This is a genomic window from Hyphomicrobium sp. (assembly GCF_035548195.1).
Taxonomy (GTDB): Bacteria; Pseudomonadota; Alphaproteobacteria; order Rhizobiales; family Hyphomicrobiaceae; genus Hyphomicrobium_B.
On the sequence record NZ_DASZTY010000034.1, the window covers coordinates 20,304 to 44,458 of the forward strand.

Consider the following 24,155-nt stretch of genomic DNA (forward strand, 5'->3'; position numbering starts at 1 on the left):
GGCTTCGATGAATTATCGATCGGTTGCCGATCTCAATGACGACGTTATTGCAGGTCTGCCTCTCATTCCTGGCGACGTCGAACTCGTCGTGGGAATCCCAAGAAGCGGTCTTCTTGCCGGAACGCTTATGGCACTCGCGCTGAACGTCCCCATCACGGATGTCGAAGGCTTTCTGGCAGGCCGCATCTTGTGCTCGGGCCGAACCCGCCGCCGAGACTTGCTGGAAGGCGATCCCCACAAGGCGCGCCGCGTGTTGGTCATCGACGATAGCGCCGACACCGGACAATCGATACGGGAGGCGCGAGAGCACTTACTTTCCGCGTTCCCCGAAATTCCGTTCAGTTTTTGCGTAGTCTACGGAACGTCGTCTCGCTGCGACGGCGTCGATATTACGCTCAAGGTTGTCCCGCAACCGAGGCTGTTCCAATGGAACGTCATGCACCACAACATGCTCGAATGCTGTTGTGTGGATATCGACGGGGTACTTTGCACTGATCCAACGGAACAGGAGAATGATGACGGCGAGAACTACGTCAGGTTCCTTCTCAATGCGCCGCCCGTTCACACGCCGACGCGGCCGATCGGCTGGTTGGTAACGAGCCGCCTCGAAAAATATCGAAACGAAACGGAGTCTTGGCTTCGGAACCGCGGCATTGTGTATGGCGAGCTGATCATGCTCGATCTGCCGACGCGGGAGGCGCGCCTGAAATCGAGCGCGCACGGAGCATTCAAAGCCGAGGTCTACGCACGAAAGCCGGGTGCGTTGCTGTTCATTGAAAGCGAACGCGAGCAGGCACGCGACATTTGCCGCCTTGCCGGCAAGCCCGTGCTATCGATCGGCTCGCAAGAGCTGTTTACTCCCGAACCCCTGTCCGGCGTCGCGCTTGCGCAGCGTCTTCGCACCCTTCCCACGCGCTATAAAGCGGCTGAACCGACGGTAAAATCGCTCGCGCGAAAAATGGTCGGACGCGCAGTCCAGTCTGCGGTTAGTCCCGAGGTCTACCAAGCACTCAAGACATTCAGTCGACGCGGCGGCTGATCTGCCTCGAAATCAGACAGAATTCGCCAATATGAGGAACGGCATCGATGGTCGAAATCCAGAACCCCGTTCCAAGCGGCACGCGCGGCGAGGCGGCGAAGCATGTCTTCTTCATGGGCGCGGCGCAGGCGTGGCGGGTGGCTGCGGGTTTTGCCTTCACGGTTATCACGGCTCGCTTGTTGGCACCGTCAGACTTCGGTCTCATAGCCATGGCTGCAACCGTGACGGCGCTCGTTACGATGATTCAGGATCTCGGAACGACACAGGCCGTTATTCAGCGCGATAAGATCAGCCAAGGGCAATTGAACTCTCTATTTTGGATCGCGACCTGCATTGCATGTTTGTTGGCAATGCTCCTGGCCGTTTGCGCTCCCGCTATCGCGCGTTTTTTCCACGAGCCGAGATTGAAGGACCTCACGATTGCATTCGCCGCACCAATCATAGCCGGCGGTGTTCAAGCTATTCCCTTCGCGCTGCTCAATCGCCATATGCGGTTTGCAGAGCTTGCGCTGATCGATGCTCTTGCAATGGCTGCCAGCTTGGTCGTGGGAATTTGGTTGGCATGGCAGTTCGCCAGCTACTGGGCGCTCTACGCGGCGGCGTGCGCCTCGGCACTCGTCACACTGGTCGGTTGCTGGATCCGCAGCGGATTTCGCCCAGGCAAACCGGACCTCGGTCCCGAGACGCGCGCAATGATCGGCTTCGGCTCCGGCGTATCCGGCTTCAATCTGGCGAATTACCTGTCCCGCAATGCCGATAAACTCCTTATCGGAAAATTTTTCGGCGACACCGCGCTAGGCTTCTACGACCGCGCGTACCGCTTGCTGCTTTTTCCGCTCTCCCAGATACACGCACCCATCGGCCGCGTCATGATCCCGATGCTGTCGCGCCTCCTCCCCGACCCACAGCGATACAAGCGCGCGTACATGGAGTGCGTTTCGATTCTCCTTCTCGGCACCCAACCGGCCATTCTGTTCGCGACGATTTATTCCGAGGACGTCTTTCGCATCCTACTCGGCGAGCGCTGGCTAAGCTCAGCCCCGATATTTGCATGGCTCGGAATCGCCGGACTGCAACAAGTCATGACTTCGACCATAGGCTGGCTCTACATCAGCCAGGGGCGCGGCGGCGGTTTCTTTCAGATCGGTCTATTCGGAGCGGTGACGACGGTCGCGGCATTCGTCGGAGGCTTGCACTGGGGGCCGGTCGGCGTCGCCGCGGCGTATACGATTTCCGATTATCTGGTCCGACTTCCGGTGATCTGGGCAGCGACCGGACGCGCGGGCCCGGTGACGACACGCGATCTCTACATAATGGCGCTACCGCATGCGCTAGCGACGGTGGTGGCGGCAGCTGTACTGGTTACCCTCAAACCACTCATCAAGACACCTGACATCCTGGCATGCGGATGCCTCGTGAGCGCAAGCTATGCCGTCTATGTCACCTTCCTGCTGCTTTTTCCGGAAAAGCGCGCCTATCTTTTCCAGAACGCCGAATTTATTCGCGCGCGCTTCGCGCGATAGGCAAGACTCTGACTGCTGGCGCGGCCGCAATCTCCGACCGCGGACAGCTGCGGCCAAATCCGCGGCGCACCCGTTGCATGACTTCAATCGAGCGCTCCATCCGGCGCCGATAGCTCATGTAGTCGGGCGCCATCCCGCCGTGGATCAGCATGGCGCCGATCTGGCGAAACCTGCGCGGCTCCACTCGCAGCGCGTAACGGCACAACCTGCGGAAAGATTTCCGTTTGCCGCGGTTCAGGCAAACATCGGCAAACGTCAGCGCCAGGCTAGTACGGTCACCTCCCAGATGACGTCCGTCGCGGATATGAGATTTCCAGATATGGACGTGGCCGGATTGCCGTTTGCGGCCGTCGCCGGAGATACTGTCGCGCGTATTGAACCGATAAAAGACGTAAGCCGGCGTCGAGATCAGCACCGTTCCCACACGCGCGGCGCGCAGCCAAAGATCCCAATCCTGACAGGACTTCAGCTGTTCATTGAACCCGCCGATGGCGAGGAACGCCGTCCGCCGTATCGTCATGCAAGAGCACGTTCCGAGAAAGTTTTCGGTCCGCAATCGACATGCCAAATCCGGCACGAGTTCTTTCTGCGTCGCATTCCCGGAAATGCGCCCATCAATAACGAGCACGTGGTTGGAAGCTATCGCCGTGACGTCATCACCACCTGACGCAATGGCCGCACGCTCCGCAGAAAGCTTTTCCGGGTGCCAGGAATCGTCGCTGTCGAGAAATGCAAGCCACTCCCCGGTTGCCGCTTTAGCGCCGCGATTCCGCGCCGCGGTTGCTCCGAGATTTCGAGCGTTCACCAGGACTTTGACAAGCGGAGACCCGATGCTCGCTATGCGATGCAAACTGTCATCTGTCGAACCATCGTCAACGACAATGATCTCCTTTGCGGGAACCGTCTGCCGTAAAACACTTTCGATCGCCTCCACAATCGTCGCGGCGCGATTGAAACTTGGAATAACCACCGAAAAGCTGGCGCTTGCGAGCTGTTTCTCCATGTCACGCTCACTGGGTTTTCGGTGCTTGGGGAGCGGCCTGTTCGAGCTTTTTATCCTGCTGCGCGTCGGGGGTCGCCGATGACTCTGCGTCGGATGAAGCATCCTTGCCGACCACCATTCGCTTCTGCAGAGCCACATCCACGACGTCGCCCGGCATAAGCTCATGATCCTGGCTGACGGTTATCGCCTCGCCTTGGCTGCGATGGATGACGATATCGGGTTCTGAGCTTTTACCTCGCACAAGCTGCGATCGTACAAGACCCGTGTAGATCAGCTTTTCACCCACCGCCTGCAAACGAGCCTGCGTCGTCGCAAGCTTGACGTTAGCGTCCTGCAGATCGGCCAGAACCTCTTTGCGGCGCTCATCGGGGAGCTTGTCGAACTTGACCTGGAGTTCATCGCGCCCGCGCTCGGCGTTGCTTTTCTCGACGATAGTTTGCAAATAGCGCGTCGACGAGAAAAGGATGGTACGCCGCGCGTCCACGAGGCGTGTGATCGGCAGTGTCTGCTTTTCAAAGAGCCCGTTGACTCGATTGTATTCGGAAACGTCGGCGTCGACGCCCTCCTTCTCGCGTTTCTGCTGTTCGGCGAGCACACCTATGCGTGCGTCTTCCTTTTTCACGGCGTCCTGCAAATAATCGCGGTTCTTGCGATACAAGGCGTTACGGGCGACGAGTTCCTGTTGCTCAATGTCAACGATACGCTTCGTCAGCGCTTCGGGCAGCGGCGTTTCCCGCAACGCTTTGCGATCGATGGTATCCGAATTATCGAGTTCCGCGTGAAGTCGGCCGATAACCGCTTGCTCCTTGGCGAACTCGGTCCACAACGCGTTGTAGTCCGCCTGAAAATCAGCCTCCTCAAGAAATGGGTTTTGCATACGGAAGTGCATGATGTCGTAGCCGCCGGCGAGCGCGATCGCCTGCCGAACAGTCATTCCCGGGCGAAACTGCTGTTCGCCGGGTTTGGAGACGTCACCGTTGACGTAGATCGGCCTATATTCAACTACCGTCACCGCAATCTCATCGGGAGCGATCATGATGGGGATTTCCCGGCCATCTTCGCTCCTCCGGCGATAGACCTTCGAAGTCAGCAGGTCTTGCAGCTTGCTGCGCAGTTTCGCGAGCGTCAGCCCGGCAACGTTGACGTCTCCAATGAGTGGAAGGGTCACAGCCCCATCGAGCCGGATCGTAGCACGCGTCTTCAAGTCTGGAGTTGCGACCGTCGAAAACTCGATCGTATCGCCGGGTGCCAATCGATATTCCTCGGCAGATGCTGGCAATGGCGACACCGAGTAGATCGTCGCCATCACGAACGCGCATACAAATTGCCGCAAAAGCAACGCTCTGCGATGCGCTAGGAAATGTGCGCCAAGTAGGCGCACCCGCAGGAATGACGACACACAGATATTCCGTGCTGGAACATTACTCCCGCCGCGAAGCGCAACGCCGGAACTTGCGGCCGCTCCGCCAACACAATCGGCTCTTTCTCGCCCAGTTGAATGCGTCACGACGGTCCCCCGTTCCATTGCCAACGACTTGTTTTTTCGCAATGCACCCGGAAATAACGCGACGCACACCTGTACGTTCCCTAAGTTCCTCAAGAGGTTGGCCACAAAGCATGGAACGCAGTGCGGCATTGCGAAGTTAGGACTGTCGGCTTGGTTGCGACGCAGCAAGGGTTCGGTTTCGGGAAAATCGGAAACCGGCGCACCAAGCCGTGCTCACTCGGTCGCGGAGGTGGGCTTAGGTGTGCGCGCCTTGGGCGCTTGTTAGTTGGGGAACGCAATGCTCCACGTGCCTACCGACCTCGCCCGGCATGCAATTGAGATCCGGGGCCAACACCCACAGTCCCACTGGTCACTCACGGATATCCGTAACGTCATCCGCTGGCACCGGCGCATGATCTTTTGGGCCGTCATCGCGGTGCTGACGCCTGCGATAATTTACGTGGCGACGGCATCGCCGAAATATACAGCCACAACGGAGCTCATGACGGACACCAAGCGTTCCCCGGCCTATGGAACTGCAGGAACGCCCGACACCAGCGTCGACATGGTCGTCGTCGAGAGCCAGATCGAAACGCTCAAGTCAGACAAAATCGCGCTTGCCGTCATCGACAAACTAAAACTGTGGCAGGACCCGGAATTCATCGCCAAACGCTCGCTGCTATCTTACATCGTTGGGCTTTTCAGGGCTCCGGGCGCAAAGAAGGAGATGACGAAGGATGTCAAACGCCAGATCGCGGCCGCTAATTTCCAGAAGGCTTTACACGTTGAGCGTCAAGGCCGCAGCTACGTAGCAGAGATCTCCTTCACATCTACGGACCCCAAAAAAGCCGCCACGATCGCTAACGCCATTGCCGAAGCCTACATCGTAGATCAGCTTGGCGCGAAGCTGCAGATCGCCCAGCGCTCCAGCGACTGGGTCGAAGCGCGAATACGCGAACTCCACGATCGCATGACGGATGCCGCCAAGGCACTCGCAGATTTCAAATCGATGAATGATATTCCCGCTGCCTCCGACGCCGCTCCCAACGGCATCTCACAAGCGGTTCTAGGTCAACGGCTGCGCGAACTCGAGTCCGCAGCACAAAGCGCTCGGACGACGTACGAAACCTTTCTGAACCGATATAACCAAAGCGTTGAAATCCAGCAGCAGGCTTTTCCCGTTACCGAGGCGCGCGTTCTGGCCGAGGCATCCCCTCCGCTTTCTAAAAGTGCGCCGAAAACCGGTTTAATTCTGCTGCTTGCGAGCGTTGCGGGCGGCGCGTTAGGACTTGCCGGCGCTTTCGCCCGCGAATACGTGGACCGCCCCGTCCGCTCGGCGCGGCATGTCGAGCGCACTCTCCGAGTACGGGTTATCGGCACCATACCGTGGATCAAGCGCTATCCAATTCTATCGCGCGGCGGCCCGCTGCGCCTGATCGACGACAATAAATCGGTCACCTTGTTTGGCGCGGCTCGACCTCTGCCGTTGGCTGGCGAAAGCTTGCGAGGAATAAAGGTGGCGCTGGACAGAAACGGAAAAGCCGACCGTGCCCATGTGATTGGCATCACGTCTCCGCGTTCCGGAGCCGGTAAGACAACGCTCGCCTATAATCTTGCCCTGCTCTCGGCACGAAGCGGCAGCCCTACGTTACTGATCGACGGCGATCTACGCCGCTCGACATTGACTCAAAGCCTTACGCCCCGACAGCAGCATGGCCTAGTTTCACTTCTGACCGGCCACAGCGTGGCCGATTGCATCATAGAGCATCAATCTAATTTGCATTTCGTCGGCGAAACAGCGTGTCCAAAAACCGAGCATCCGTCCGAGCTTCTCGGCTCCACCGCGATGTCATCCATCATCGAAGGTCTGCGACAGACCTACGATACCATCATCATTGACCTGCCATCCTTGCTTGATTGCGTCGACGTAAGAGCTTCGGCACCGGCGATAGGCGTCTTCATTCTCGTGACCGAGTGGGCGCGCTCTTCCGTTGAAGACCTCGATAAGGCGCTCGCTAGTTGCGATGTCGTCGTTGAGCGACTCCTGGGCGTCGTCATCAACAAAGTCGCGACAGCCGAAATCGGCCGCTGAGATCCTTCATCCCGGTTGTCGCTAACGTGGCTGTGTCGGCGATACCGCACGATCACTGCAAAGCTCGCTAAGAAATTGCTCGAAGCCGAGCCCCAACCGCTGCGGACTGTAGTCCTTCACTCGGTCGAGCGCGCCCAATTGCAGACGCGTAAGAAGCGATCGGTCCTGCTCCAGCAGCTGAAGACAATCCGCTAACCCGGCATCGTCGCCGGCTTCGAAAGTAAGACCGCTCTTGCCGCCTTCGACGATCTCGGGCAGGGCACCCGAGCGCGCCGCCACGACCGCCACGCCATGTGCATACGCCTCGATGCATACGCGCCCAAAGGGCTCGCTCCAGAGGGAAGGCACAACGAGCACATCGATTGCTGGATAGAAGTCTGCAGGATCGATCCAACCGCAGAATCGAGCGCGGCCCTTTGGAAAAAGCGCCGACAATTTTTGAGCGTATAAGGGGGGACCATCTCCCGCGATCACGTATTCGAAAGAAGCTTGTTCTCCGAGGCGCGCAGCCGAGAGGGCAAGCGTTTCAACGCCCTTGTTGGGCGTCACTGTGCCGATGTAGCCGACCCTGACTTTTTTTTCGTGGGGCCGCGGGGTACTCCGCACGGGCCAATCGATGGCGGCTGGAATGACTTTCCGTTTTGCTCCGGCGAAGTAACCGGCTTCGACGTGACGATCGAGCATGTGCCCCGATTCAGCCACGACGCCGTCGACCAGGCGTGAGGACAATCTCTTGCCAAGGGATGCGCAGCGGCATGACACACACTGTCGCGCGCAATTCGCCCCGTCGCGAAACATCGTCCCTCGCCAGCACAACAGGAAATGACTCTGCACGGCATGGGCCGTTGGAATCCCCAATGTCTTCGCTGCAAGCCATGTCGAAACATTGATATTTTCGGAGCTGATCGTGACAACGATATCGGGACTTATGCTCGCAATGGCACGACGCATTCGGAGAAGAGCCCGAGGATTACCGTTTTCGAGAGCATGCCAAACGAGCTTTTGGTAAACTGGGTTTCGCTTCCAATAGTCCCAGTAGACGTTAAGCGTCCGCAATGTGCGAACATCGATGCCGTCACGATTATCCTGCGTATCGTTATCAGCAACCGTAATCACGTGTACGGCATGGCCTCGCACGCTCAATGCACGCGCGATGCTCTCCGATGCCGCCGGGCCACCGCCCTTACCCCAAGGCGGATATGCTGCGCACGCCAGCAAAATGCGCATGCGCCGCCTACGTTGATCGCCGGTTGATTGAACGCCGCAAGCATCCAAGCTCAGTACCCCCTCGCCGTCACGCCATGACCTAAGGGAGAAAACGCCGCCGCAATGAACTCGTTCCAGGATCTCAGAGCGCGGATCGACGGAGCTGCACACGTAACGCTAAAGCGCAAAAATGACTTACTGAGGTGTCAACGTAATCGTCAGCGTGTCTGAATAGCTGCCGGCAACCAGTGGCTGCGTATTGAGCTGCGGCATAATCGATACGCCGAGCGTCCCCGTCGGCGTGTTGCCTGTGGTGGATGCGACTGTGCCGGATTCAGGTCCGCTCGCCCCCGGTACAGCCGCCGTGTTGAGAGATGCGGTAGCGCCGGAGAACGTGGCTAAAGCATTGTAGTCAATCAGGCGCTGCAAACCGTTGCCCAAACCGCCTGTAACCACCGCTCCGTTTTGGGACGTCAACTGCACGTTGGTCGGCGTGTTGCAAATGGCGTTCGAATAAGAGCGGTTGATAGACGATGTATTCACTGAACCGTCTGCGGTGATGGGAATTGTTGCCATATCCGCAGAGGGATGCGTCACGCCTCCGATCGTGCACGATTTTGCTACCTGGCCGGTAACGAGGAAGGCCTGGCTCGATACTTGGGTCACTAAAAGGTTGAGAGCGATGTTGAATAAATCGAGCGTGACACTGTCTTGATAACTGCCAGCCTGTTGAGGATTGCCAGGCTGTGCGAGGGCATAGATCATGAAGGTCGTACTCGAATTGACCGGAATGCCGAGAGCCGGTGCATTGAACGAGTAAATCAAGCTGTTCGACGCGTTAGGCGTGCCGCCGGTATAAAACAATGTGTCGCCGCCCGAAGATGACGATTGAAGCGTATACGGCAGAGACGCCGAGCCACCGCCGGCGAGAGCCATCGATGCGGGAACCGTGGCCCTGTGAAACGACATAGCGAGCGTACAAGTGCCTCCCAAAAGGGCCAGGTATGTCAATTGAATTGTAATGGGGGTGGCCTGCGCGCCCAATGGATTTGGTGGCGTATACGTGCCTGTGCTGGCCGTCAACGGACTGGCACTCGCACCCGTTATGACACATACCGCTCGCGCCTGGCCCGATGTGATGAGGAACAAAATCGCCGCCCAAGCGAACACGATGCTGATGCGCGATGAGTTCATTTCCCCTCCGTGGGATAAAGAGTTCCCGCCTTGAACAACCCTTCGGTCCGAGGTGGCACAGTCAGGGCGAACGTCGCCGGCGAGGGATCGGTGGCCATCTCGATGATCCACCGCCCAGGCGCCAGACCGTCTGCGCCAAACCGGCCCGCAGCGTTCGTGAAAATCGTCAGAGTCTTATCTGGATGTTCGACAGAGTGGGCAGTGCCGGTCAGCAACGATACCGGTTTGCCATCAGCAAGCAGCAATGTTCCATATGCCGATACCGAATAGCTTGAACCAACTTCTAGTGCGTAGCCAGCTTTCAAAGGCGCAAACGTATCAAACGCAGCCGCGCCTAAACTGTAGCCGACCGGCAGATCGTCCACATCGACCGGAATGGTGGACGGCGCGTAGGACGGAAGATTCGTCACGACCGCCGGACCCCATTCATCGGCAACCGCACGTACATTATCACCGCTACCAACCGTTACGGTTTTATCGGCGATGCTTTCATGCGGATAGACGATCGCAAAGGCATCGCCCGTGATCGGCGCACCAATAGCCACATGTCCATCGGCAAAAGCGATTGATGTCCCAACTTGCAGAGTCGTTCGCTGTTGTCCGGGCTCTACTCTGAAATCAGAAAGAGAAACACCATCGAAACCGGAATTGTGAATGAGCCGGACCTGTGCACGATTACCGTAGTAACCGATGGTACCATTCACCGACGCCCGATCGTCGAATTCGTTTTGCTGCATATCGATGCTCGTATCCCAACGGCCAATCCCATTGCCCGCCGTGCGATACGCCGACACATCAGATTGTTCGTTAAGCGTATCGTATCCTGCACTGATATTGGTTTGCTCGTCCGGTCGGCCGAATAAACGCATCCCAATACGAAACTCCGAACCGGAGGGCTCACGCGGATCGAGCGTCGAAAGATAAGACTCGTTGGAAACACCGAGAGTAAGACTGCCGGACAGAGCCGCCGTCAGCGGCCTTGAAAACGTGACGTCAACGCCGTACCGGTCGCCCGAGGCAAACAAAGTATTTCCCATCTCCTCATCATTGACGAACTGGTAGCGGCCGGAAAGCGATGCCATCGTGTCGTATCCGAGTGGAGCAAAATAGATCGCGCTGAGATTGAGCCAGTAGTTCCATTGCGGAAAGATGATACCGGTGGCGGCTGTGTTGATATCTCCAGCCGTATGGAAGCCCGGACTGCGATATTCCGCGGCGAACCGAAAGCTTTCGCCGCCAGACTGCGTCAGGCCATGGAAATTGACGGTACTCCAGTCGAGCCCTGCCGCTATCCCGGCGCCCGCATCGCTAACAGACGCGGCTCCTCGGAGTCCGACCAGTCCCCACCCCGAATCCGTTATGATCCCCGCGCCGGCCATGGCCACGTGATTATCAGCCTGAAGATCGAGTTCGCCCGCAAGGTCGTCTCGCAATCCGTAACGGTAAAAGCCACTAGCCATATAGAGATCTGAAACGTACTCGCGCGCCTCGTCGCGTAGATAAGAGGGAAGACCCGCGGTAAGCCCCCACTCGCTTTTCCCCTCCGCAAGCAGGCTCGTATCGAAGAAGGACGTGAATGAAACGCGACGCTTTTTTCCTGTATCGTCGATGATATCGATATCGACATCGTTGGCGCCCGTCACCAAAGGCAGGTCGCGAATGTTGTAGATGCCCGGCCTTAGCCTCAGTCTGCGCTGGACCACACCGTTGATACGAATTTCGACATCGGAAGGCCGGTCAATAACAAACGACCCCCCTCCGGTCGGCGCGAAGGTATCGCCGGGACTCAACTTGCGAGCTGACTTTTCGATAGAGGCGCCAAGCAAATCCGGTGTGGTTTGAAAACTTGTTCCAAGCGGCTCGACATCGCCCACTTCCATGCGCACGCGGGATGGCGGCATATCATAGATGAGACGCGACGTTTGCCGCTTGAAGCCGGGCGAATGTGTGTAGGAGCAGACTGCTACCGTCGGGCAAACATTGACATCGACGTCTCCCGCCAGAACGCCAGTGTTTTCGAATACGAAATTCCCGGCACGGATGGCGGAATCGAATTCCAATCGACCGCTAGTCGCGGAATCGAAATTCTCCTCGGCGTTATGTACTTCCCATTCGTGATCGAGACTGGCGAAAAGATTGACATAACCCGAGAATTTAGCGGGGGGCGCCAACACAGAACTGACAGGAGACCTGCGATTGCCCGACAGAGAAAGATCGGCAGATTTTCGCTGATCGGCCGCCACGTTGAACGTGAGTTCCTGCAAGGCCCGATCGAACCGAATATCGAATCCGGCGGCCGCAAAGTCCTCGATGCGAATGAATGGCGCATTTCCGTCGATCGCCGCCAATCGGGTGAGAGCCGAACTATCGAGGCGCGGCGCAAGTATGCGGGTAAGCACGTTTCGATTGATTGATATCGAATCGTCCGAATTGATGCGGATCGGGATGTCGCCCAGCTCTTGCCCGCTATCCATCATGGGCACATCCATATCGATTGGCTTGCCGGTCGTATTCAAACGGTTAGAAACAGGCGTCGCATATTCCACTCCTGCGATGGATGCGGAACAACTCGATAACCAAATCGCCGCCGCACCGATTGCGGCAAATGCAATCCGGAAATGCGGTGTCGAATGCGCCTTACTGGCCGATGACAGCCGGCAAACGACACGAGCTTCGCAACTTCGGACCTTCCCTCGGTGCTGTTCCCCTGTGAACAAGGTACATAGCCTAGGGCTTCGGCCTGAATTCGAGGCTCGACTGCACTGCGGTCACACGCTCTGGCAACGTGATTGGCAATATGAACCGCCGCCGGTGTCCCGGCTGGACCAATCCAATGCCAATGCTCTGCGCAAGCTCACCGCTCGAAAGAGTCGACGACCAGCTGCCACCCGATATTCGAACTGTAGACTGGGGAAACAGTGCGTGGACGTTGGTCGGATTGAAAACGGTCAGTGTCGGATGCCGACGCCCGTGTGCGTCCGTCACGATACCGCTTTTGACAACCTGCAAGGATGGTTTTCCGCGCGGTGGGGCAACATTGACCATCACCCCCATGCCAAACACGACTTGCACACCCCGAGCGCGCTTCGGCAGTTTCACCGGAATCTGATCGACGTAGATAAGAAACGTCTCGCTTTTGTCGAGCAGAGGCTCACCAAGCCATTGAATTCGGAAGTTCTGTGTGGCTCCCGGAGCGATCAACGCCTGAGGTGGCATGACCAAGAAATCATCACCAGCAGGACGTGTTTTCGGAACTCCGGCTTCGTCGAGCGTGGCCGTCTTGACGACGAGTTCGACAGCGAGCGGATCCGTGCCGTTGTTGACGACCGTAATCGCACTGCGGCTGGTCCGGCCGGTCGAGGTCATCTCAATTTGCGTCGGCGTCACAGTCATGGCGCTGGCTGTGGATGCCAGAAAAAGACAGGAAAAAAACGCGAAGAAGCCTGCGCGAGGAAGCGACATGGCGTACCTCACAGATTCGGGTTTTGGTTTTTTAAAAGACGAAACGCGCTAAAAGCGGCTGTTACTGCGGAGTAAGAAGCACAAACAGCGAGTCCGAATAGCTTCCGCCGATCAAAGGTTGAGAATTCGCTTCAGGAGTAATCGTAACGTCAAGGTCCCCGGAGCCAGCTGAGACGGGCTCGGCAGTACCATCTTCCTGCCCGGTTGCCGAAGCGATCGTTGCAGTATCGATCGTCGCCGTTTGGCCATTCCAGGTCGCAGAGGCTTGATAGTCTATGATGTTGGTAAAGCCGCTTGCCGTCGCGCCCGTTTTGACCGCTCCCTGGGTTGATCGCAGCTGGATGGTCGAAGGAGCGTTGCAGACGACGTTGGCGTAAGGTGCGTTGGTGGGCGTGATCGGCGAGACGATTACATCGCCCGAGGCATCGATGCCGATGGTCGCCGTATCAACCACCCCGGTCGAAGCTCCATTGATGGTGCATGAGCTGGTAACGGTCGCGGAAATTTGAATTTCCTGTTGAGCCGCTTGCGCCAGTGCACCGTCCGTAACCGCGATGCAGAAAATCGCCCCTAGGGCTAGTCTTCCAGCAATGATCATGGGCCAGACATCCGTGCCTAAGTGAGTCCACTCGGAAATCTAAGCGACACCACAAAAAAAGGCGGAAAAACTGGATGAATCGAAGGATTGACCACTTTGGTTAATGATCAGTTAATGCTACCTGGCTGAACTAAACTCTGCCACGGCCATTGAGACAAGCCGTGCCGCGAATACCACGTAAGGGAATCGGACATTCCGTCCTGCAGCGAACGGAATCGCATCGCAGCGCGGCTTCAAAAGCGCCGGTGCAATCCTGAAGCAGCAAAGCGATTTGCCCGCCCACAACCTGTAACTTCGCCCTTGAAAGGCTTGATCGTGTATCCAATGGATCAGTCAAGTCGACGCATGGTCTTGCCAGTTATTGACGCGCCCGACGGACTGGCCGCACACACTTTCCGTTCCCCTTCCATTCAAGCTGCAAGACGCAATATCGATGGATATCAACGCGGCGAGGACGTTTCTCGAAATCGTCAAGACGGGTAGCTTTGCCAATGCCGCCGCCAGTCTCCACATCACGCAGACAGCCGTGAGCGCGCGGATCCGCGTGCTCGAACAGGAACTAGGGCAAGCGCTTTTCGTACGTCATAAGACAGGGGCGCAATTGACATTGCCGGGACAGAAATTTCTACGCTTCGCAACCAGTCTTGTTTGTCTGTCGGAACAAGCCATCCGCTCGATTGCGCTTCCGCAAGGACGCGAAATCGTGGTCGCGCTCGGAGCCGAACTCAGCATCTCCAGCCCCCTCGTACCTGAGTGGCTCAAGTGGATGCGTCAGCACTGTCCGGAATATGCATTGTCGGTACGCATCGATAGCGCCGATCGCCTCGTCGAAAGTATTCAGGATGGCGTCCTTGACGTGGCAATCCTTTATGATGCCCCGCGACGAACCGGCCTGATCACCGAATTGCTGTTTGAGGAAAAACTCGTCCTGGCGCAAAGCAACAGTTCAAACAATGCCGAGTTTGCCGAGCACGTACACATTGGCTGGGGTGACGATGTCGACCACGCGCTTCGCGCCGCATACCCGGCGGCAGCAACATATGCAGTCGCCATAAGCTATGGCCCGCTGGCGCTCGATTACATTCTTGCGGTAGGGGGCAGTGGATATTTTCGACGCGGCTTCATACGGCCATATCTGGAGGACGGGCGTCTTTCCCTTGTGACAAACAGTCCGGAATTTTCCTACTCCGCCTACGCCGTCTACTCCACCGCAGCGGACGAAAACGTTTTCGCGCGCGTACGGAAAGGACTTCGGGCCGCCACCAATTCGATCGTCCTCTAGGGAACGCTTTAGGTGAAAAATTTTTGCTGAAATCCAGCAATAATATGTTTTTGCGCCGCACCAAGCTTTATGTCACCTGAACGCCTCCCCGGGCGCATCCTTGTATCTCCTGCGCCTTCCCCGAAGCCCTCGTACGTGCATGACTTCGGACGCAAGGTTCGTAATATCCATGTCGTCATCGAACCCAGCACATCGCTGGCTATATCGCCTCTTTCTTTTCGACGACCAAAAATTACTCTTTTCGCTTAGCAGCTATTTTGCATGCGTACTGACGTTGGGAATCGCGTTTGCTGCGTGCCTTCCCCGCCCGTGGTGGGCGATCTTGACGGTCTACGTCACTGCTCAACCCATGTCCGGTGCGTTTCGGCCTAAAGTTTGGTATCGCCTCGCCGGAATTCTGCTTGGTGCGGCCGTCGCCATTGCCGCCGTGCCAAATCTCCAGAACTCGCCCGAACTTCTTGTGCTTTGCCTCGCATCCTGGTCCGGGTTCTGTATCTATCTCGCCGTACTTGATCGAACGCCACGCGCCTTTCTATTTCAAATGGCAGGCTTTAGTGCCGCCGTTATCAGCTTTCCCTACCTCGACGATCCAGGACACATTTTCACGTCTGCCATTTCCCGCGTCGAAGAGATGGCGCTTGCGATCGCAAGCGTCACGATCGTCCATAGCCTGCTTCAACCGTGGAGTGTGAAATCGGTCATCCGCGATCGCGTGAACGCCTTTCTGGAGCATGCCGCGAGCTGGTGTGATGGAGCGCTTGATTCCCGACATCGAAATCTCACCTACGCGGCTCGTCAACGCTTAGCTGCCGATGTGACCGAGGTTGGCATTCTCGTAAATCATCTTCCGTTCGACACGACCAATGGCGTACGGACGCGAACCCTGGTCCACACGCTGCAACGACGGTTAGCGGCGCTCATTCCGTTGGCCTCCGCGGCTGGTCAACGGCTCGATCTCCTTGGGGCTGCTGAGCGGCTACCGCCCGATGTTCTGGCGCTCGTTACGCATGTCCGGAATTGGCTGACCGGGACAAACTCGCAAGACATCGACGAGCAAGCAGCAGAAGGAAAGCGCCTCGCAGAGAGCGCACGGGCATTATCGCAAGCTTATAGTCGCGAATCTAGTTGGCGCGCCCTGATATCGGCCAGTCTCGTCGAGCGCACTGCAGAATTCGTGGAGGCGATGCGCGATGCCCGGCTTCTTGCCGGCCTTCTGGACGGCGTTCCAGGCACTTACATAGGCCTTCGTCTTGAGGACAAACCACTGCCGATCGCACGGAACACCGGGGTGGCGGTTTTAGCAGGCGCCGCCACGGCGGTAGCAATCATGCTTTATTGCGCCATTTGGATTCTCCTCGCCTGGCCCGCCGGCTCGGCCACCGCGGCGTTTGCGGCTTTGATCACGTGTTCTTTCGCAACCCAGGAAGATCCAGCGCCTGTCATCGGCCGCTATCTCCTCGCGACGCTGATCACGTTTCCAATCGCGGCGATCTACATGTTCGTCGTCCTTCCGTGCGTCGACGGCTATTTCATGCTCAGCATCGCCCTCGCGCCGGCGTTGATCGGCATCGGATATATCCAAGCCGATCCTGAGCGCTCAAGCGCCGCGCTCCCGATGTTCTCGTGCCTCATCGTTGCCCTCGGCTTCCTCGACGCCTTCCGGCCGGATTTCGAAGTCTTCGTCAATACCGGCATCGCCCAAGTCATGGGCATAATCATAACGATCGCCGTTACCCGGATTTTCCGCTCCGTTGCCGTTGGCTGGAGCGTGCGCCGCATCATTCGTACACAATGGTACGAACTCGAAATGCTTGCGAAAGAGCGTGGCGAACCGGATTTCGGTCGTTGGACGGGTCTCGCGCTCGACCGGCTCGGACAGATCGCCGGTCGCCTAGCCATGGTCGACGAAAGCGACGTTATTCACTCCACCGACGGGCTCGCCGATATCAGGTTGGGTCGGAACATCCTTCATTTGCGGCGCGCTGCCGAGGTCACGCATGGGAGTGCGACGGAAGCCATCGACAGACTCCTCGGCGCGCTTGCCGATCTGTTTCGTAAGCGGCGACGGCAGGGTGTGCATCTCGATGCCGATCTCTCCATCTTAACGGCACTCGATAACGCCATCGCCATCATTCCGACGATCGAGCACGAGACGCGCCGCCACCAGGCGATGCTCGCCGTCATCGGTATGCGCTGCAATCTCTTCCCCGGCATAAAAGAAAGGAAAGTTGCCATTGCATGATCGATGAAATTCAGATCTTTGGCGTTTATGTCCCCGCCGCCCTCGCTTGGGCGACACTCGCGGCGCTGATCGCCTATCTCACGCGGCCGTTTCTTCACCGATTGCCGCTGCAGCGCCTCAACTGGCATCCGGGCATTTTGGACCTTGCACTTTTCGCTGTCTTCTGGTGGTGCCTCGCGACGTTGGCAGATGCCCACGTGCTACCTGCGGAACTTCCACTACGATGACGTCAATGGCATGGACACGGACGTTCGGCACACTTATTCTTGTGGCCATCATTCTTCTGGTGATGCAAACCCTTTGGCATCGCTATCAAGTCGAGCCCATCACACGTGACGGCAAGATTCGCGCTGACATCGTACACGTTGCCACCGACGTTGCCGGCCTGATTACCGAAGTACGCGTTCGCGACAATGAGTATGTCAGCAAAGGACAAGTACTCGTCGTCATGGACCAGCCCCGTTATGAACTCGCACTTGAGCAGGCGCAGGCAGAAGTCGCAAGCCAGCAAGCATCTCTGGCGCAGGCCGAACGCGAAGACCGCCGCAACCACGCAATGTCCACTCTCGTCGCAACGGAGGTTGTTGAACGCGGCGGTGCACGCGTTGAAGAATTGAAGGCAGCACTGTCCAAAGCCACCGCGGCACGAGACCTTGCGAAGCTCAATCTTGAACGTACAGCCGTGCGCGCTCCTGTCGACGGCTACGTCTCGAACATGACGCTTCAGGCCGGCGTATATATGTCCGCTGGGGCGACGGTCGCGGCGCTCGTTTATAAACAGTCGACCCGCATCGAAGGATATTTCGAGGAAACGAAAGTCCCGGCCATCCATATCGGTGATCGCGTTGTCGCGCATCTGATGGGTGTCGCGGATCCTATCCACGGTCACGTCGAAAGCATTTCCGCAGGGGTCGCAGATCGCGAGCGGAGCGATAACGGACCGGCACTTGCGAACGTCAATCCGTCATTTTCGTGGGTTCGACTTGCGCAACGCATCCCAGTTCGTATCGCTATCGATTCCGTCCCCCATGGTATCCGCTTGATCGTAGGGCAAACGGCGACGGTCGAAGTCCTGCCGCGGCCGGGAGACATTTCCGTGCGCCGGAGCTTTCCGTGGTGACCGGCCGCTACGCGCTCGCCATCTTGTTAGTCCTGCTCATTGCAGGCTGCGCACCGGTTGGACCGGACTACCATCTGCCCCAACGGGCGACGATCAACGCGCCTGAAACGCAAGGTCATTTCGTTTCGCGCCATAGCGGAACAGCCACAGCCACGCCTGACGGGCCATGGTGGCGCCTTTATAACGACGAGAGACTCACGAGATATGTGCAGCAGGCTTTTGCCGCAAATACCGATTTGCGTATTGCCGAAGCCAATCTGGAACGCACCCACGCACTCTTCGCCGAGGCCAAGACGGCGAAAGAGATCAACGGCGCCGCGAACTTTGACACAAGCTATGTGCAGCAATCCGCCGAAGCCTACCTGAGCCATACCAAGCCGCCGGACCACCAAATCTACAACACCGGCATTTCGCTCAATTATGATCTCGATCTGTTCGGCGGCATTCGTCGCGGCATTGAGGCTGCGGCTGCGGACGATCAAGCCGCTATTGCCGCTCACGATCTGGTCCGCATCAATGTGGCCGCGGACACGACGCGCGCTTACGCCGACATCTGCAACGCCGGCAACGAGCTGAAATCGGCGCGCCGAACGCTGGGGGTACAGAAAAAGACGATCGAATTGACGCGCACGCTCGTCGCACACGGGCGCGCTGCAAGTTTCGACATCGATCGTCAGGAGGGACTATATGAACAGCTTAAAGCGCGAATTCCTCTACTCAACGCACGACAGCTGAATGCCGCGTACCGTCTGACGACCTTGATCGGACAGCCACCGGAGAGCTACGATCGCACCCTCCTTGCGTGTGCTGAACCGCTGCAACTCGCGTCGCCGCTTCCCGTCGGCAACGGGCGGGATTTGCTGAGAAGACGACCAGATGTTCGCGCTGCCGAACGCCGACTCGCGGCGTCTACGGCGCGGATCGGAGTCGCGACGGCAGAGCTTTATCCAGACATCAAACTGACGGCTTCAATCGGATCGCAAGGCGGCGTTTCCGATGTGCTCTCTCCATTGACCAATCGATTCGGCGTCGGCCCCACAATCAATTGGAACGTCAACCGCAACGTGGCACGCTCACGGATCGCCGCCGCGAAGGCGCAGACCAAGGCAGATTTGGCAGCATTCGATCGCACCGTTCTCGTTGCGCTGCGCGAAACGGAAACCGCTCTCACCAACTACGCTTATGATCTCGACCGGCTGAACAATCTCAAGCGCGCGCGAAACCGTGCCGCCGTTGTCGATCGCGACGCGAGGAAACTTTGGCGCGGCGGAAATATCGATGCACTTGCCACGCTCGATGCAGATCGCAGCCTCGCAGCGGCCGAACAAGCATACGCAGAAGCCAAGACCCGTCTGAACGTAGATCAGATCGCAATCTTCCTGGCACTCGGCGGCGGGTGGCAAACGGCACCTCCGCCGGCGCAAGTGGCGCTGCGGACAACATCGTCAGATCCGGCGCGATAATAGCGAATTATCTTTGTAGCCGCGCTACGCGCCTGCAACTGACACACTTACTCCATCCAATGGGATCTTTCGGCAATTTGACTGGGAAGCTCTCACGGCTTGTCACAGTCAGAATTTGCAAACGAATACGTTGGTCCTCGCTCAGCGCTCGAAATCGTGATTTGAGCATCTAATAAGATGTATCGATAGTACATCTTTAATCGCCAACGAAGAACGATCATATAGCGAGGACCGTAATGGAAAAGAAATTCGCAGGCGCGCTCACTGCAATGGGGATGATATGTCTCTCCATGGCCGCGGCAGGAACGGCTTTGGGCGGCAATACGTCAGCTACCGGCTACGTTGCCCATCTTGGCCCTCTGAACAGCAAAGTGACGGGGAGCGATGCATCAGGAGAAGCGACGTTTTCGATCAAGGGAGACGAGCTGACGATTGCCATCGACGCAAAGGGCTTGCCGCCCGGCATCATGCATTTGCAGCACTTTCACGGCTTCAAGAACAACCGCGCAGCAACTTGCCCCACGGCGACGGCCGACGCGAATGGCGATGGCATCATTGACCTCATCGAGACCGAACCGATGTCTGGAACGACGATGGTGCCGTTCCACGACGATCCCGCAAGCATGCAAATCGTACGCGACACCTATCCAAAGGCTTCAGCCGATGGCTCATATCATTACGAAAAGACGGTTTCGTTGTCTGCATTGAAAGCAGCCTTCACCAAGACGTTTAAGGATCCAGAACTCGATCTCGACAAGCGTGTCGTTTATATCCACGGAATTTTCCCGAATACTAAGCTCGCGGACTCGGTAGCTTCGCTCGGAAAAATCCCGGCGCAAGTCACCCTCCCCATCGCCTGCGGCAAGATCGAGCGCACTCCCTAATTACGCGAAAGCGTCAGTGATGGGGCGGCAATCGCATGAAGATCACCACTCCGCCACGCCATCGAAAATTCCTAAGGAATAGGCGGGACAGTCATTGCGTCGAAAATTGCCTATGTCCCGCCCGGAGAGAGGTGACGGTAGCACCCACCTCTCTCCACCTATGCCCGGATCGAACCAACGTCTCTGCGTATCATTCGGGGGAGAGGAAGGGACTGAGTTCGAACTCACCTGTAAGCCCGTAGGACTCGGGAGGAGGGTGACCGGCACAGACGCTTCCGATGAGGAGCGCCCACAGACGCGTGAGCCAAAAAATGGCGGAGAGAGTGGGATTCGAACCCACGAGACCCTTGCGAGCCTACACGCGTTCCAGGCGTGCGCCTTCAACCACTCGGCCATCTCTCCAACGCTCTTGCGAAGCGGCGCGCACTATACGCATAGCGGCTCCAAGTGCAATGTGCTCAAATCGAAACGTGTGATGCCCCGCACAGCTTGACCCTGGCCACTCGAAAGCACAAAAAAGGGGCCGGTTGGAGAGCAAACAGCAGCATGACCAGTTCCCGGCTCCTGAAAGCATTCGCTTTGCTGTCCCTCCTGTGCGCCTCTGCCGCGGTCTGGTCCTGGCACAGCACCCACGAGTGGCCCGATCATTGGCTCGTCCGTATTGCAGTAACATCGTTCCTGCTGACCTTCGTGCTGGGCCTTGTGAATCCCGATACCCGCCCACGCATGATGCTGCGCTTTCTCGCCGCGCTTTTCGCTCTTTGTGCTCTGATGTCCTTCGCGGCGGATATTTCCAGACCAGCGAGCGGAGAGGCAAGCCGGGGCGCGCTCTCTCTTCTGCACCACCTTCAGACACTCGCGCCGGCCTTCGTCATATCCTTTCAGCATTCTGTCGAGCATTCGATTGGCGAATTCGCCTGGAACCCGGTCCTGACCTCTATCCTCTCGCTGCCCGCATCGTGGATTTTTTTCCTCTTGGCTGTCGGAGCTGGATTTCTCGGACGGCCGAGACAGCGCGTTCGCGTATTTGCCAACGACTACTGAACTCCAGGCTTCCGTTGTAACCGCCCCTCCCGATCTCGGTTGGCCGATGCTCCACACCGTGCGGCTTGCCCGCCCAGCCTAAACGGCGAAGCGCGGATTCGAAGCACCACGCGTCTGTCATGAAGATCGCCCGTCGGCCGCGAGGCTCACTTGCCCTTTTCGGCGGCCGTCGTTTTATTGAGATGTGGGCGTAAAGCGGGATGCGCAGCCGCCGCTTTCGCCGGCACGATCGGAATCCCTTCGACCTTCGCAAACGCAGCCCGCGCCGCCGCGGCCTTCGCCAGCGCCTTCCGGACAGCAACTTTCGTCATCAGAGCTGCCGACGGCACGGACACCGGATCAGGCGCGGCCGCTAAGAGAGAACGACATTCCGCAGGCAGATCCGAAAGCATGATCGGCGGCCTGGGCGGCCGGACGTTCACGACACGAGGCCGCGGCGGAGGTGGCGACTTTGCGGGAATGACCCTTGCAAGCCACTGATCGACTTCTTTCCCGCACCCGTCGTCGCCGGTCGGTGGCGTCTGCGAACGGCAACCCGCAAAGCCGGGCGGGCATTTTATGCGCAGATGGAAATGGTGGATGTGCCCATAGTAGGGCCTCACTTTCCCGAGCCACTTCCGATCTGTACCGGCGGCCTCGCACAATGCTTTTTTTATCGCTGGATGAACGAAAATGCGCTCGACCTCAGAGTAGGACGCAGCGCGTTTGATCAGTGCGACTTGCTTGCTCGTAAAGGTTTTGGGATTAACCGCCAGCCCCGTGCTATCGAGCATGGAGAGCGGCTCCATTGTCTCGCGTTCCTGCCGCGTCAGCCGGCGTTTCGGCATCGGCGTGAGCCAAACATCGGCGTCGAGCCCAACCTGGTGGCTCGCGTGTCCCGATACCATCGGCCCGCCGCGCGGCTGTGCGATGTCGCCCATAAGCAAGCCCGACCAGCCATCGTACTTCTTCGCATCTAGCGCCAGCCTTTCGATCAGCGCGATTAGCACCGGATGACCCCAATTGCGATTGCGCGAAAGCCGCATTTCCTGCCAAGCCGGTCCGTCAATCGGCAACGGCACGGCGCCGGAAAGACACCCGCGCGAATAATATCCGATAGCGCGCGCGGAAAGCGGAGCGGGTTTTTTGACCTTACCGAAAAGATTTTTTGCCCCGACGAACTCTGGCCATTTCGGCAACGTTGCGCCGTCCGATTTGAGGCTGGAGGTCTCGGCCCCTGCGGCGTCCGGAATTGGCTCGGTCTTGATTTTGATCGTCCGCGCTGACGTTTCCGGCGCCGGCGAACGCGCCTTACCTGATGCCGCCGGCGAGGCCGAATTGTTCTCGGCGGAAAACGTCAGAGGCCGCCCGTCGGGAACGAAATCCGGTAATTTATGATCGTTCGTTTTCGCTACGCTTTTGGGATCGGGAGCCGGTTCGGCAAAGGCAGGCGGCGACAGAACATCGGACCTGAGCGGGGTGATCCCGGCCAAGCCCAGCGCAAAAAGTAGCGCGAATAGCCTTTCGGCCCTCATGCCCGCTCCCACATTTGCTTAAGCCGAGGTCTTATAACCCATAGTCGGGCAAAAATCAGACTCCCGCGACTGCATGCTCGTAAAGTTGCCGAAGCGTGGCAAAAAAAGCCGAAATGACGGACCCCAATCGAGATTCTGCAGCCACAATTGCCAATCGTAAAATTTTCGAACGCCCCGGCTTTGTATTCGATGGCCGAGCCAACAGCGTTCAGTTTCGCGATTTCGCGCCATCCGTGTCCACCGCACACAGCAAGGAAAGGTCATTTTGACATTCACAATCAAATTGGAAGAAGAAAACACGCACAGTCATCTCATTCTCGCACACGGAGCCGGGAGTGGCATTACCTCCCCGTTCTTCCAAGTGATGATGGAATTACTGGCCGCGCGCGGCATTGCCGTCACGGGCTTCGAATTTGCCTATATGGCTTCGCGGCGCGCAGATGGATCGAAACGTCCGCCGCCAAGAGCCGAAGCGCTGGTGCCGGAGTATCGCAATGTCGTGGACGAGTTGACAAAGCACCGGAAGAACGATGCGAAGATCGTCATCGGTGGAAAATCACTTGGCGGGCGCGTCGCAAGCTTGATCGCGGACGAGCTTTATCGTGAGCACCTGATCTCCGGACTGGTATGCCTGGGCTACCCTTTTCACCCGCCCAAAGCGCCGGAAAAGCTCCGCACTGCGCATCTTGAAACGCTCACCTGTCCCGCACTCATCGTCCAGGGTGAGCGTGACCCTTTTGGAAACAAGGACGAGGTCGACGCTTTCTCTTTGCCGAAAGCAATCGAGACCGCTTGGATCGGCGACGGCGACCATGATTTTGGCCCCCGCGGACGATCGGGCTTTACGCGAATGGGAAATCTCGCTGCGGCAGCCGATGCAGTTGCGGCATTTATCGCGCGCCTTCCCGAGCTGCGTTGACGCATCTCCCGGCGCAACCTACGGTGCCGCCGCTAAATTTATTCTCCCAACGGAGAATAAAGTTTTTCCTCCGGCAACCGCAAA

The 24,155-nt window shown here is 57.9% G+C and carries 19 protein-coding genes and 1 tRNA gene; 11 read left to right on the top strand and 9 right to left on the bottom strand.

What is annotated here, in order from left to right:
* Positions 1–7 precede the first annotated feature (7 nt).
* The gene (locus VHB22_RS13110; protein WP_325457431.1) at positions 8–1,039 is read left to right on the top strand and encodes a phosphoribosyltransferase; all 1,032 of its coding nucleotides are present in this window, start codon (positions 8–10) and stop codon (positions 1,037–1,039) included.
* Positions 1,040–1,086: 47 nt separating this feature from the next.
* Complete coding sequence (locus VHB22_RS13115) at positions 1,087–2,562, top strand: lipopolysaccharide biosynthesis protein (protein ID WP_325457432.1); 1,476 nt, start codon at positions 1,087–1,089, stop codon at positions 2,560–2,562.
* Here the strand turns inward: VHB22_RS13115 and VHB22_RS13120 are convergent.
* Both VHB22_RS13120 and VHB22_RS13125 read right to left on the bottom strand, forming a co-directional pair.
* Positions 2,537–3,565 carry a glycosyltransferase family 2 protein gene (locus tag VHB22_RS13120; protein WP_325457433.1) on the bottom strand — a complete coding sequence of 343 codons (1,029 nt, stop codon included), beginning with the start codon at positions 3,563–3,565 and terminating at the stop codon, positions 2,537–2,539. The genes VHB22_RS13115 and VHB22_RS13120 overlap by 26 nt on opposite strands.
* Before the next feature lie 7 nt (positions 3,566–3,572).
* Positions 3,573–4,871, bottom strand: coding sequence for a polysaccharide biosynthesis/export family protein (locus VHB22_RS13125; RefSeq protein WP_325457434.1), 1,299 nt, complete (start codon positions 4,869–4,871; stop codon positions 3,573–3,575).
* A gap of 478 nt (positions 4,872–5,349) precedes the next feature.
* On the opposite strand from VHB22_RS13125, the gene VHB22_RS13130 reads away from it, so the two are divergent.
* Entirely contained in the window at positions 5,350–7,143 is a 1,794-nt protein-coding gene (locus VHB22_RS13130; RefSeq protein WP_325457435.1) for an AAA family ATPase, read from the top strand.
* Between the two features lie 21 nt (positions 7,144–7,164).
* Here VHB22_RS13130 and VHB22_RS13135 read toward each other — a convergent pair whose 3' ends face one another.
* The 5 genes from VHB22_RS13135 to VHB22_RS13155 form a co-directional block, all read right to left on the bottom strand.
* Positions 7,165–8,370 (bottom strand): glycosyltransferase, encoded by a 1,206-nt coding sequence (locus VHB22_RS13135; protein WP_325457436.1) that lies wholly within the window; start codon positions 8,368–8,370, stop codon positions 7,165–7,167.
* A gap of 174 nt (positions 8,371–8,544) precedes the next feature.
* Positions 8,545–9,543, bottom strand: a complete 999-nt coding sequence (locus VHB22_RS13140; protein ID WP_325457437.1) for a hypothetical protein — start codon at positions 9,541–9,543, stop codon at positions 8,545–8,547.
* Positions 9,540–12,020 (bottom strand): fimbrial biogenesis outer membrane usher protein, encoded by a 2,481-nt coding sequence (locus VHB22_RS13145; protein WP_325457438.1) that lies wholly within the window; start codon positions 12,018–12,020, stop codon positions 9,540–9,542. The genes VHB22_RS13140 and VHB22_RS13145 overlap by 4 nt, the downstream gene beginning before the upstream one ends.
* Positions 12,021–12,270: 250 nt before the next feature.
* Positions 12,271–13,005, bottom strand: coding sequence for a fimbrial biogenesis chaperone (locus VHB22_RS13150; RefSeq protein WP_325457439.1), 735 nt, complete (start codon positions 13,003–13,005; stop codon positions 12,271–12,273).
* Positions 13,006–13,066: 61 nt separating this feature from the next.
* Positions 13,067–13,603, bottom strand: coding sequence for a hypothetical protein (locus tag VHB22_RS13155; RefSeq protein ID WP_325457440.1), 537 nt, complete (start codon positions 13,601–13,603; stop codon positions 13,067–13,069).
* A gap of 433 nt (positions 13,604–14,036) precedes the next feature.
* Between VHB22_RS13155 and VHB22_RS13160 the strand changes: the two genes are divergently transcribed.
* The 6 genes from VHB22_RS13160 (at position 14,037) to VHB22_RS13185 (ending at position 20,594) form a co-directional block, all read left to right on the top strand.
* On the top strand, positions 14,037–14,885 hold the full coding sequence (locus VHB22_RS13160; protein WP_325457441.1) for a LysR family transcriptional regulator: 849 nt from the start codon (positions 14,037–14,039) through the stop codon (positions 14,883–14,885).
* A gap of 169 nt (positions 14,886–15,054) precedes the next feature.
* Positions 15,055–17,127, top strand: a complete 2,073-nt coding sequence (locus tag VHB22_RS13165) for an FUSC family protein (RefSeq protein ID WP_325457442.1) — start codon at positions 15,055–15,057, stop codon at positions 17,125–17,127.
* Positions 17,124–17,354 (top strand): DUF1656 domain-containing protein, encoded by a 231-nt coding sequence (locus tag VHB22_RS13170; protein WP_325457443.1) that lies wholly within the window; start codon positions 17,124–17,126, stop codon positions 17,352–17,354. Before VHB22_RS13165 ends, VHB22_RS13170 begins: the two co-directional genes overlap by 4 nt.
* A 5-nt stretch (positions 17,355–17,359) precedes the next feature.
* On the top strand, positions 17,360–18,247 hold the full coding sequence (locus tag VHB22_RS13175; protein ID WP_325457444.1) for an efflux RND transporter periplasmic adaptor subunit: 888 nt from the start codon (positions 17,360–17,362) through the stop codon (positions 18,245–18,247).
* A complete protein-coding gene (locus tag VHB22_RS13180) occupies positions 18,244–19,710 on the top strand; it encodes an efflux transporter outer membrane subunit (protein WP_325457445.1) in 1,467 nt (488 codons plus the stop codon). The genes VHB22_RS13175 and VHB22_RS13180 overlap by 4 nt, the downstream gene beginning before the upstream one ends.
* Before the next feature lie 236 nt (positions 19,711–19,946).
* Complete coding sequence (locus VHB22_RS13185) at positions 19,947–20,594, top strand: hypothetical protein (protein ID WP_325457446.1); 648 nt, start codon at positions 19,947–19,949, stop codon at positions 20,592–20,594.
* A gap of 312 nt (positions 20,595–20,906) precedes the next feature.
* Here the strand turns inward: VHB22_RS13185 and VHB22_RS13190 are convergent.
* Positions 20,907–20,996, bottom strand: a tRNA-Ser gene (locus VHB22_RS13190).
* 144 nt (positions 20,997–21,140) lie between these two features.
* On the opposite strand from VHB22_RS13190, the gene VHB22_RS13195 reads away from it, so the two are divergent.
* Entirely contained in the window at positions 21,141–21,638 is a 498-nt protein-coding gene (locus VHB22_RS13195) for a hypothetical protein (protein WP_325457447.1), read from the top strand.
* 146 nt (positions 21,639–21,784) lie between these two features.
* Here the strand turns inward: VHB22_RS13195 and mepA are convergent, their stop codons facing one another.
* Entirely contained in the window at positions 21,785–23,152 is a 1,368-nt protein-coding gene (gene mepA / locus VHB22_RS13200; protein ID WP_325457448.1) for a penicillin-insensitive murein endopeptidase, read from the bottom strand.
* 265 nt (positions 23,153–23,417) lie between these two features.
* Between mepA and VHB22_RS13205 the strand changes: the two genes are divergently transcribed.
* Positions 23,418–24,071 (top strand): alpha/beta family hydrolase, encoded by a 654-nt coding sequence (locus VHB22_RS13205; protein ID WP_325457449.1) that lies wholly within the window; start codon positions 23,418–23,420, stop codon positions 24,069–24,071.
* Positions 24,072–24,155: the final 84 nt, after the last annotated feature.

Excerpts from the sequence above, each read along its gene's own strand:
- VHB22_RS13170 (WP_325457443.1), top strand. The coding sequence starts at position 17,124 with ATGATCGATGAAATTCAGATCTTTGGCGTTTATGTCCCCGCCGCCCTC.
- VHB22_RS13120 (WP_325457433.1), bottom strand. The coding sequence starts at position 3,565 with ATGGAGAAACAGCTCGCAAGCGCCAGCTTTTCGGTGGTTATTCCAAGT.
- VHB22_RS13140 (WP_325457437.1), bottom strand. The coding sequence starts at position 9,543 with ATGAACTCATCGCGCATCAGCATCGTGTTCGCTTGGGCGGCGATTTTG.
- VHB22_RS13150 (WP_325457439.1), bottom strand. The coding sequence starts at position 13,005 with ATGTCGCTTCCTCGCGCAGGCTTCTTCGCGTTTTTTTCCTGTCTTTTT.
- VHB22_RS13185 (WP_325457446.1), top strand. The coding sequence starts at position 19,947 with ATGGAAAAGAAATTCGCAGGCGCGCTCACTGCAATGGGGATGATATGT.
- VHB22_RS13165 (WP_325457442.1), top strand. The coding sequence starts at position 15,055 with ATGTCGTCATCGAACCCAGCACATCGCTGGCTATATCGCCTCTTTCTT.
- VHB22_RS13110 (WP_325457431.1), top strand. The coding sequence starts at position 8 with ATGAATTATCGATCGGTTGCCGATCTCAATGACGACGTTATTGCAGGT.
- VHB22_RS13155 (WP_325457440.1), bottom strand. The coding sequence starts at position 13,603 with ATGATCATTGCTGGAAGACTAGCCCTAGGGGCGATTTTCTGCATCGCG.
- VHB22_RS13175 (WP_325457444.1), top strand. The coding sequence starts at position 17,360 with ATGGCATGGACACGGACGTTCGGCACACTTATTCTTGTGGCCATCATT.
- VHB22_RS13130 (WP_325457435.1), top strand. The coding sequence starts at position 5,350 with ATGCTCCACGTGCCTACCGACCTCGCCCGGCATGCAATTGAGATCCGG.
- mepA (WP_325457448.1), bottom strand. The coding sequence starts at position 23,152 with ATGAGGGCCGAAAGGCTATTCGCGCTACTTTTTGCGCTGGGCTTGGCC.
- VHB22_RS13115 (WP_325457432.1), top strand. The coding sequence starts at position 1,087 with ATGGTCGAAATCCAGAACCCCGTTCCAAGCGGCACGCGCGGCGAGGCG.
- VHB22_RS13160 (WP_325457441.1), top strand. The coding sequence starts at position 14,037 with ATGGATATCAACGCGGCGAGGACGTTTCTCGAAATCGTCAAGACGGGT.
- VHB22_RS13145 (WP_325457438.1), bottom strand. The coding sequence starts at position 12,020 with ATGATGGATAGCGGGCAAGAGCTGGGCGACATCCCGATCCGCATCAAT.
- VHB22_RS13125 (WP_325457434.1), bottom strand. The coding sequence starts at position 4,871 with ATGGCGACGATCTACTCGGTGTCGCCATTGCCAGCATCTGCCGAGGAA.
- VHB22_RS13195 (WP_325457447.1), top strand. The coding sequence starts at position 21,141 with ATGACCAGTTCCCGGCTCCTGAAAGCATTCGCTTTGCTGTCCCTCCTG.
- VHB22_RS13135 (WP_325457436.1), bottom strand. The coding sequence starts at position 8,370 with ATGCGCATTTTGCTGGCGTGCGCAGCATATCCGCCTTGGGGTAAGGGC.